This window comes from Paenibacillus lactis, assembly GCF_017873605.1.
Lineage (GTDB): Bacteria > Bacillota > Bacilli > Paenibacillales > Paenibacillaceae > Paenibacillus_AQ > Paenibacillus_AQ lactis.
This window is the reverse complement of the sequence record NZ_JAGGKI010000020.1, coordinates 82,665-93,225: the sequence shown is the minus strand read 5'-3', so window position 1 is coordinate 93,225 and position 10,561 is coordinate 82,665. Positions and strand designations below refer to the sequence as shown.

The following is a 10,561-nucleotide window of genomic DNA, read 5'->3' as shown; positions in this document are numbered from 1 at the left end:
CGATTGGGTATATGTCCCCGGTGCGTTTTGAGCAGTGCTATTACGAGTGTATAGCTTAGCTTAGAGGTGTCTACTTTCTTGACAGAAGAGCATTTAAGGACTTGTTGCTCGAATTTCCGCCTCAGATCCCTGAGCAAGTCCCTTTTAAGGACTTACTACTCGAAATTCCGCCTCAGATCCCTGAGCAAGTCCCTTTTTAGGACTTGCTACTCGAATTTCCGCCTCAGGTCCCCGAGCAAGTCCCTTTTAAGGACTTGTTACTCGAAATATTACCCCAGTTAGCCAAACAAGTCCCTTTTGAGGACTTGTTGTACGTTCCCACACACTACATATCAGTCCTAACCACACTGCCTGGCACCCTCCACAGCCACTGCCAAGAGCCCTCACTAACCACGCGGCTAAGCGCCCTCCACAGCCACACTGCCTAGATGCCCTCCCTAACAGGCTCAGGCACGCTCTAACGGGAGCACGCGATACGTCTCTCCCTTGACCGTGTCGAAGGAGCAGCGCTCGCCCGAAGCCGCAGCTGATCCGTCCTCACGCTGCACCCGCACCGGGATCCCGCAGCTGACGCTGCAAGGCTGCCCATGGGTTGACGTGATCGACGCCGATGCCAATGCGCCGTCCTTCCACTCCATGTCAATCAGGAAGCCGCCCCGCGCCTTCAAGCCGCGGACGGCACCCGAGGACCATGCAGCCGGCAGCGCGGGCAGCAGCACAATCTCGCCCAGATGGCTCTGCAGCAGCATTTCGGCGAGGCCGGCAGCTCCGCCGAAATTGGCGTCGATCTGGAACGGCGGATGATCGCCGAACAGGTTCGGGTGAACCGAACGGGTTAGTAAAGTCCGCACGTATTGATAAGCCAGCTCCGGCTGCTGCAGCCTTGCGAACAGATTGATGAGCCACACACAGCTCCAGCCCGTATGTCCGCCTCCGCTCCGGATTCGGGACATGAGCGACTGCAGGGCAGCTTCCGCCAACTCGGGCGTATCCCGCAGATTGATATCGGTGCCGGGATACAGGCCGTACAGATGCGATACGTGCCGATGGCCCGGTTCCGCCTCCGCAAAAGGCTTGCTCCACTCCATCAGCCGCCCGTCATCATCGATTTGATATGGAAGGAGCCGCTCCAGCGCGCTCCGCAGCTCTTCCTGCAGCTCCCGGTCGATCTCCAGCAGCTCGGAGGCTTCAAGGCAATGACGGAACAGTTCGCGAATCAGCGCCATATCCATCGTGGACCCTGCCGATACGCTGCACGGCACGCCTTCCTTCGTCAAGAACTGATTCTCCGGCGATGTCGACGGGCTGGTAACCAGATGTCCCTCACCGTTTTCGATCAGCCAATCCAGGCAAAATAGCGCCGCCTCCCGCATGAGAGGATAAGCCGTGTTCCTTAAGTACTCCGGATCCGGGTTGAATACATAGTGCTCCCATAGATGGCGGCACAACCAAGGGCCGGCCATCGGCCAAAACGCCCACATGGCCCTTCCATTGCTTGGATTAGCCATTCGCCATAGGTCAACATTATGATGTGCGGCCCATCCCCGGGCATTGTAATGAATTTTGGCCGTCCGTGCTCCGCTGACGGCTAGCTCCCGGACCATTTGGATCAGCGGTTCATGACATTCGCTCAGATTGCCCGTCTCCGCTGCCCAGTAGTTCATCTCCGTATTGATATTGGTCGTATAATTGCTGTTCCAAGGCGGCTGAACATGAGGGTTCCACAGCCCTTGGAGATGCGCCGGCTGGGTTCCGGGGCGGGAGCTTGCCATCAGCAAATATCGCCCGTATTGGAACATCAGCGCCTCCAGCGATGGATCCTCCTGACCTCCGGCGTAAGCCGCCAGGCGCTGATCCGTCGGGATCGCCTCCATCCGGGCACGATGCTCGGCATCGCCCAGCTCCACCGCCACCCGTCCGAAGAGCGCCCAATGCTCCTCCGTATGCCGCAAACGCAAGGCTTCGTCATCGTACCCGGCAGCGGCTTCAAGACGGGCGCTGCACAGCCTTGCCGGATCGCTCCCCTTAGCCCCCGGCATGACGTCAAAGCCTTCGAAGTCCGTGGCTGCCGCAACATGCAGCGTCACGGCACTGGCACCGGTAACCGTCAAGACATCGCCGTTTATGCCGATGCGGCCCCCATCCGCCCGGACCGCGACCTGCATTTCATATCGGAGCCCACTTCCTTCCTCGTATAATACCGATTGGGGGTGGTCACCTCGGTAGTTATCCGCGATGTGCGTCGGCGCATGTCCGAACAGCCGCATAACGCCGCCGGGCGTAATTTCAGTCTCATATCTCAGAGGCGACTGCAGCTTCAGCTTCAGATGAATGCTCCCTTCGGCACTGCCCGTATACCGGATCACCGCGATCTGGTCCGCCGCGCTGATAAACATCTCCCTTTGAAAGTGCTCACCTCGCCCGGTCCGAAACACTACCGAAGCAACCCCATTGCCCAGATCCAGCTCGCGCCGGTAATTCGACTGCCAGTCATCGATCCCCGTTTGTTCGATCAGCAGGTCCCCGAGCGGTAAAAAGGCTTCCGTATTCCGGCCAACCATCCGTTCCTCAATCAGCTTCTCGGCCTCCGCATATTTCTCGGAAGCGATCAATTCCCTGGCCGCTTGCAAATAACGAAGCGCCTCGTAATTGTTCGTATCCCTCGGGAATCCGGACCAGAGTGTATCCTCATTCCATTGAATACGCTCCTCCTGAATGCCCCCGAACACCATTGCGCCAAGGCGTCCGTTCCCTAGAGGAAGCGCCTCTTCCCATACGGAAGCCGGCTTGTCGTACCATAGCTTATAGGATCTGCTCGGATTCGTTTCCAGCTTGATCTCCTCCTTTTCGCGTAACGTGCATCATCTCATAGTCGTCGATTTGCCATTGTGCGCCAAGCGAGTTCTTGTTCTCCTAATGATTTCTTCTTGATTGTATTTCTCCATTTTGAGGGCAGACCCTCCCATTTGCGAACCTGTTACTGAAAAATATTAAATGTCCTGCGCCGAGGTTGGTCCCCGAAATAAGAAGGGGCCTGCACGAGGCCGGCCCCTTCTTGAACTTTAGCTGTTCCACAGCTCGACGCGCTGACGCACAAGCTCGGTATATTCCTTCTCCATTTTTTCCGCTCCGGCATCGTTCAGTTCCTTGATGAACTGATCATACAGCTGATCGAATTTCGCCGGATCGGCCAGAATGATTTCCGGAATGCGCTTGCGTGTAATCTCTTCCACTTTTTTGTACGTAATATTAATGTTGGAGTCGCTTGGCACCGGAATGTTGTAAGCTACGCCCCACGGCTTCACAGGGAATTCTTCCTTCTTCGGCCACAGGTCCTTCCACATTTCAACGCCGTAAGCCTTCAGCGTTTCCTTGGCGGATGGCGTGTAGTTCTCCTTGATCGTTTCCGGGAAGTTCGTCGTATAGTAGTTGCCCGTCGAATCCTTCACGCCGTCGCCATAGCGCGGGAAGATGGCGTTATACAAACCGATGCCCGTTTCTTTAGTGAAGTTGGCATTGTCATAGGTTTTGCGCTCCTGGACCTCTTCCGGAATGACGCGCTTGCCGTCCACGACGTTATAATGCTCGCCCTCAATACCCCAATTCATCAAAATTTGCCCTTCCTCGGAAGCCAGGTAATCCAGGAACTTGATAATCCGAACCGGATCCTTCGCGGAAGACGTGATGCCTACACCCCATCCGGCGACATAACCGGTATCCTGGAACGTTGCATCCTTCGTCGATTCATCCAGCTGGATCGGGAATCTCGCATAGGTGCGGTTCTCCTTGCCGGCGGATCTCAGCGCGTTCGTTGCATTGCCGAAGCCCCACTCCTGGTCAATCACGCCGAGCACGCGGCCGGAGGAAATCTTCGCTTCATATTGGTCCGTCTTCTGAACGAACGTTTCTTTATCCAAAAGGCCCGAAGCATTCATATGGTTCAGCCAGCGGAAGTACTCTTTCTCTTCCGGACGCTTGTAGTGCAATTTAGCTTCCGTCGTCTCCGGATCGATGTAGTATTCACCGTCATCGGATACGCCGGTTGCGATAAACGCCGGGTTCGTCACGGAGATCATGATTCTCCATCCGTCCGCATTCAGCGTCAGCGGAATCGTTGGCTGGCCGTCAATGGTCGGATGCTTCTCATAGTACTCTTTCAGTGCATTCTCGTAGTCCTTCACCGTCTTGAGCTCAGGATATCCAAGCTCCTTCAGCACTTCATGCTGAATCTGGAACGTGCCTCCGGCATCAAGCGCTTCATGATCCACCGCTGCAAGCGTCGGCAGAACATAGATGGCTTCGTCCTCGTTGCTCCACTTCAGACGGCTCATGTAATCGCCGTACACCTTCTTGATGTTCGGCGCATGCTCCTCGATCAGATCCGTCAGATCAATAAAAGCGCCAGCATCCACGAACAGGTTAGCGTCACCCTTAGCAAACACCAGGTCCGGATACTCACCGCTCGCGACCATCAGCGGCAGCTTCTGGTTGGAGCCGTCAACTGCATATTCGGCTTGAATCGTAACACCGGTTTTCTCGGTCAACTTCTTGCCGACGGCATCCTGCATGTTCACCCAGTTTGCATTGGAGTCCGCGCTGTAATAGGTCATCGTCATCGGCTCCAGCTTCTCTTCCTGCTGGGCATCCGTTCCGCCGTTTTCTTTTTGTCCGCCGTTTGCGCTATTGCCGCTGTCACCGCCGCATGCTGCAAGAACGAACGTTGCCATCATCATGACCGCTAACAGCAACGATATTCTCTTCTTCTGTTTCATTGCTTTACCCCCTAATCTAAAGTGTAAATAATCTATCGTTTAACAGGCATAAGGGCCTGCTTGATAGCTGTAAGCCATCAGCTTTTTACTGCGCCAAGCGTCATGCCCTTCACGAAGTAACGCTGCAGGAACGGGTAGACGATCAGGATCGGAACCGTGACCACAATCGTAATGGCCATCTTAATCGATTCCGGAGATACCTGTTTCACGATCTCGGCCATGTTCTGGCCGGTCATCATGCCGCTTTGCTGACCCTGCGTGCTCTGCAGCACCTTCATCAGCTCGAATTGAAGCGTTGTCAGATGAGGCGCGGAGCCGTTGTACAGATACGTATCGAACCAGGAGTTCCACTGCCCGACGGCCAGAAACAGCGCAATCGTTGCGAGCACGGGCTTGCACAGCGGAAGGATAATCCGGTAATAAATCGTAAAATCATTGGCGCCGTCCAGCTTGGCCGATTCCTGCAAGGAATACGGCAGGCCGTCGATGAATGACCGGATGACGAACACGTTGAACGCGCTTACCATTCCCGGAATGATGTAGACCAGGAACGTATTCATCATGTTCAGATCCCGGATCAGGATAAATACCGGTATCATGCCGCCCGAGAAATACATCGTCAGCGCAAGAAAAGTCGACATGAACTTTCTGCCCTGAAAATCGACCCGGCTCAGCACATAACCGAGCATCGTGCCGCTAAGCAGGCCGAGCAGCGTTCCCGCCAGCGTCCGAAGGACCGTAATTTTCGCTCCGGTGAGCAGTCCTTCGTATTGAAAAATCTGTACGTAATTTTCGAAAGTGAATTGACGGGGCCATATCGTAATTCCTCCGCGAACCGTATCGACGGAGTCGTTCAAGGAAATGGCCAGTACGTTTAAAAAAGGATATAAGGTCACGATCATGACAAGCGTCATAAACGTGTAGTTCACAATATCAAACACCCGGTCGGAGAGCGAGGGCTTGAATGCTGCTTTGGTACGTGCCATGCGGGTCCCTCCTCCTTACATAATCGATTGCTTGGTAAATTTTTTGAAAACGCCGTTCGCGATGAGCAGCAGGATGATGCTGACGATCGAGTTGAACATCCCGATGGCCGTACCGAAGGAAAAGCGTCCCATGCCAAGCCCGTAATTCAATGCATAGAGATCCAGGACCTGGGAGTAATCCACCACCAGCGGGTTGCCGAGCAGGAACTGCTTCTCGAAGCCGATGCTGATCAGATGTCCGATCGACATGATCAGCAGGATCGCAATCGTCGGCGCAATGCTTGGAATCGTAATATGCCAAATCTGACGGATGCGGCTTGCGCCGTCGACCTTGGCGGCCTCAAACTGCTCTTGGTCGATGCCTGAAATCGCTGCCAAATAGATGATCGCGTTCCAGCCCATTTCCTTCCACAGATCCGAGCCGGTTACGATATACCAGAACCAGCTTCCCTGCGCCATGAACTGAATCGGCTGGTCGATGATGCCGAGCCACAACAGCAGCTGATTGACAGCGCCTCCATCAACGGACAGCATTTTGGTCACGATCCCGGCTACAACGACCCAGGATACGAAATGGGGAAGATACGAAATCGTCTGAACCGTCCGTTTAAAAACGCTTCCACGAAGCTCATTGAGAAGCACAGCGAACAGGATCGGAATCGTGAAGCCGACGATCAGCCCCATAAAGCTCATAGCCAGCGTATTTCGCAAAACCAGATAAAACTTTTCATCCGTAAACAGGGCCACAAAGTGATCGAACCCGACCCATTTTTGCTCAAATACGCTTCTGCCCGGCCTGTAACTTTGGAACGCCATGAGCCAGCCCCATATCGGCAAATAACTGAAGATGAACACGACAATGATGAAGGGCAGCGACATGCCGTACAGTATTTTCTGCTCCTTGAAAGTGGCCCAAAAGCCTTTCTTTTTCTTCTTTCTGGTGGCAGGTTGGACGCTGCCTTCTCTCTCTGTTACCGCTTTCAAGCCAACCCCTCCTCTCTTGTATACCCTGATGATAAACGAAGCCGCAGGAAGGGGGTACCCAAAGGATTCGTGCAAAAATCATATAAAAATTAGACATTGTTCCTCCCGATCCCGGCCATGTCCTATGGGGAGGGACAAACAAAAATAGACGCGCACCATAGACGCGTCTTCGGGCAGAATCAAGGCAGCCCTTACCTGCGGAAGCGAAAAGCACCGGAACAAGCCTTGGCATCAAGCTGCAGCCGGCTATCCCGTCCGAGGCATCCGCCGTGACGTGAGATAACACACTGCTCCCTTAAAGCTCCAGCTCTTTGCGATAATTCGACGGCGAGGTTCCAACATATTTTTTAAACTTGCTGTGGAAGTAATCCACGTTGGTATACCCTACCTTCTCCGCAACCTGGTACACCTTCATCCCCTGTTTCAGAAAATCCTTGGCCTTGTCGATTCGGACCTTATCCAGATACGTGTTAAAGTATTCACCTGTTGTATTTTTGAACATTTTGCCCAAGTAAGCGCTGTTGTAATTGAATACCGAGGCCAAGGTTTCCAGCTTAATATTGTCGCTGTAATTTCGTTGGATCAGGTCCAGTATGCGCTTCATCTCCTGATCCCGCCCCCCTCTGCCCGCCTGCCACACCAGCTCCTCCAGGAATTGGGCGGAGTGCCGGCACAGATCAAATACGGTCCGTTGGCGGAAGATTGCAGCTATCCGGTCCGAGTATTCCTTCGTTCGCGATTGCAGCTCGGTATGATGCAGCGTCAGCTTGTTATGCACGCTGGTCAGCAGCTCGACGAAAGCGCTCTTCATGTCCCCTTCGGTGTATTGATCCCGGATCATGCCCAAGGCGGCGGAGCGGAGCAGCTTCTGCTGAATGTCCGCGTTGCCGACATCCACTGCGTAATACAGCTGCTCCATGAACGGACCGGGCTCATACCCTTCCGATGGCTCAGCCCCGTTCTCGCCGCCGAAAGGCACCGACTCCGGGTATAGCAGCTCGCCAGGGGCATAGAAGAATCGCCGCCGCAGCAGCTTCTTGGCCGCATGGTAGGACTTGACGGTATCGGCGGCCTCCCGCACAGGCTGCCCCATGGCGGCCGTAATAGCGGCTCCGGCCGCGCTTGCTGCCGTCTCGAGCCGGTCCTGCAGCTCTTTCCTTCCGGAGGCGGACAGCACCGGTACCGGCATAAGCAGACCGAGGAAGCCATGCAACGAAAATACGATGCCGCTGCCCTCCCTCTCGAAGGCTTCCACCAGCTTTTCCTTCAGGAGGCGATCCGGTTCATCGCTCGATTCATCGGAGCCGTGAACATAAACAAGTGCAACCTGATAATGGTCCCAAGCAAGTCCCAGCTGCTCGGCCAGCTGGCGGGATGCCGCATCCACTCCCGCCTCCTGTTCCTGCCGGAGCCAGGATTGAATGAGCTGCTCGCGGCTGATTTCCGAGGCGGCCTGATTCAGCGCCATCCACTGACGCTCCTGCTCGATCGTTTCCTTCATCTGCATCAGGTAAGCGGACAGCTCATCCTCATCTACCGGCTTGAGCAAATATCCGTCAACCCGATGGGAGATAGCCCGCTTGGCATAATCGAAATCGGCGTAACCGCTGAGGATCAGAAGATGAATCGCCGGATCGACGGAGCGGACCGCCTCGATCAGCTGCAGACCGTCCATGCCCGGCATGCGAATGTCCACAAGCATGACGTCCGGCGCATAACGCTTGTGCTTCTCAAGCGCTTCGTTTCCGTTGGCAGCTGTGTCCACGACCTCGTACCCCAGCTCGCTCCAAGGCACGATACTCTTCAAACCTTCACGCAGTTTAGGCTCATCATCCACGATCAGCACTTTAATCATCGATTTCTCCTCCTGTCGGAATACTGAATTCTATACGGGTGCCCTCTCCCGGCTCGCTATAAATGGCCAAGCCGGATTCGGGGCCATAAGTCAGCTGGAGTCTGACATGCACGTTGCGCAAGCCGATTCGACCGCCCTCATGCTCGTCGGATTCATTCAGGAAGCTGTGTATCATCTCGAGCCGTTCCGGAGTAATGCCTGCCCCGTTATCCTCGGTTACGACGAGAATCATGCCACGCTGGGCTGTAACCCTAACCCGGATAAACGTGCCGTCTTCCTTGTGGTCCATGCCGTGAATGACGGCATTTTCAACGAGAGGCTGGATAATCAGCGGAGGGATCCTGACCGGCTCGGCATCCGGATCCACCTCCAGCTCATATTTCAACCGGTCTTCATATCGAAATTTCTGAACGTCCAGATAGCATCGCACCATCTCGATTTCGTCCTTGATCGTCGTCTTTCCGCTTCCGACCTCAAGATTGCTGCGCATCATCTTCCCGAGCAGCCGGACGATTCGGGCGATCTCGCGCTCGCCCTTCAAATGGGCCTCCATCCGTATCGCTTCCAAGGCATTGAACAGGAAATGGGGATTGATCTGACTGGCCATCATTTTAAACTTGATTTCACTTTGCTTCTGCTCCAAGCGCCGCTTCTGCAAATTGGATTCCTGCACTTCGTTCATCAGCTCATTAATGCTTCCGACCATGGAGTTGAACTGGCGGGACAATTGCCCGATCTCGTCTTTGCCGTCAATCTCCATCGCCACGGCAAGGTTGCCCGTCCCTACCTTTGTAATATGCTTGCTAAGCCTTAGCAGGCGGTTTGAAATGAGCGAGGAGAAGCTGTAGATCAGCAGGACGGCCAGCACCAGGCTAATGATGATGACCGTCATCACCAGCCGGTTAATCCGGTTCGCTTCGGCTACGATGCTGTCGATGGAGAAGATCGAGATAATTCTTAGGCTGTTCTGCCCCATCTCCGGATTCAGCGGTTCAATGAGCACCTTGGATGCTTCACGATCAATGACCGCCTCGTAGGACCCGCTCGGTTGATAAACCGCGCCGGAATCATCATGGATTTCGGACAGCGTCCTGCCGTAAAGATCCGGGCGGTTGGCAGCAACGATATTGTTCTTGCTGTCCGCTATGATCGTGTAGAACGATTCCTGATTCAGAATCGTATTCAGCATGCCCGTGTTGACGTTGATAACCAGCACGCCGCGGTTGTCTTTGCTCCCCAGGTCCACTCCCTTGATCAGGCTGAGGTAGTGCTTCCCGTCACGCTCATCAACAATATAATCCCAGTGAATGACGCCGATATTTTCCTGGGCCCGGACGTACCATTCCGCCTGCCGGATCTCTTCTTCCGGATAGATGAATTCCCAGTTGTTCAGCATGGTCTGGTTCTCGCTGTAAAAGCGAATGTTGGAGATCTCTTTATACATCTGCTTCGCCTGCTGAAGATCCGGATAAGCACGATAGGCGACAAACACATCGTATACGCTTTCATATTGGCGGTTGGCCAGGTTTTTGAGCCGCTCATCATATGAAAGCCGGTAGGATAGATCATCCGACACGTTAAGCACCTCTGTCGACCGCTTCTTCACCCGGTCCACGTTCTGGTACGCTTGCTCCAAGGCATTGTTAAATGCAAACTTACGGAGCTCTCCCGTCAGGAAAATGCTGACGATTGAAACCGGAACAAATACGACCACGACAAAGGATAAAATCAATTTCGTTCGGATTTTCATATCATTCATCAGTTGAATGAAATACGATAACATCGAATGGTTTTCGCTCCTGTCTTACATAGACGTCGGCAGATCCGAGGAAACGGTTACAAATAATTGCCGATGGTGGCCCAAACTCCCTGCCGCTCCCCAATTATATCAGGATAAACACCCCTTCTTGATCAACCAAAAGATGGAAGAAGCCCGACTCCAGCACAGGGCTGGTCCGGGCTCA

General features: G+C 54.2%; 6 protein-coding genes. All 6 read right to left on the bottom strand.

Features of this window, described 5'->3' with window-relative positions:
• Positions 1 to 446: 446 nt before the first annotated feature.
• Positions 447 to 2,831, bottom strand: coding sequence for a glycoside hydrolase family 95 protein (locus J2Z18_RS25750; protein ID WP_040739881.1), 2,385 nt, complete (start codon positions 2,829 to 2,831; stop codon positions 447 to 449).
• 231 nt (positions 2,832 to 3,062) lie between these two features.
• Complete coding sequence (locus tag J2Z18_RS25745; protein ID WP_007131735.1) at positions 3,063 to 4,772, bottom strand: ABC transporter substrate-binding protein; 1,710 nt, start codon at positions 4,770 to 4,772, stop codon at positions 3,063 to 3,065.
• A 77-nt stretch (positions 4,773 to 4,849) separates the two neighbouring features.
• Positions 4,850 to 5,758: a carbohydrate ABC transporter permease gene (locus J2Z18_RS25740; protein WP_007131736.1), complete on the bottom strand. Its 909-nt coding sequence runs from the start codon at positions 5,756 to 5,758 to the stop codon at positions 4,850 to 4,852.
• Positions 5,759 to 5,773: 15 nt separating this feature from the next.
• Entirely contained in the window at positions 5,774 to 6,742 is a 969-nt protein-coding gene (locus J2Z18_RS25735; protein WP_007131737.1) for an ABC transporter permease, read from the bottom strand.
• Between the two features lie 295 nt (positions 6,743 to 7,037).
• A complete protein-coding gene (locus tag J2Z18_RS25730; protein WP_007131738.1) occupies positions 7,038 to 8,597 on the bottom strand; it encodes a response regulator transcription factor in 1,560 nt (519 codons plus the stop codon).
• Positions 8,590 to 10,380, bottom strand: coding sequence for a cache domain-containing sensor histidine kinase (locus J2Z18_RS25725; RefSeq protein ID WP_007131739.1), 1,791 nt, complete (start codon positions 10,378 to 10,380; stop codon positions 8,590 to 8,592). Before J2Z18_RS25725 ends, J2Z18_RS25730 begins: the two co-directional genes overlap by 8 nt.
• Between the last annotated feature and the right edge of the window lie 181 nt (positions 10,381 to 10,561).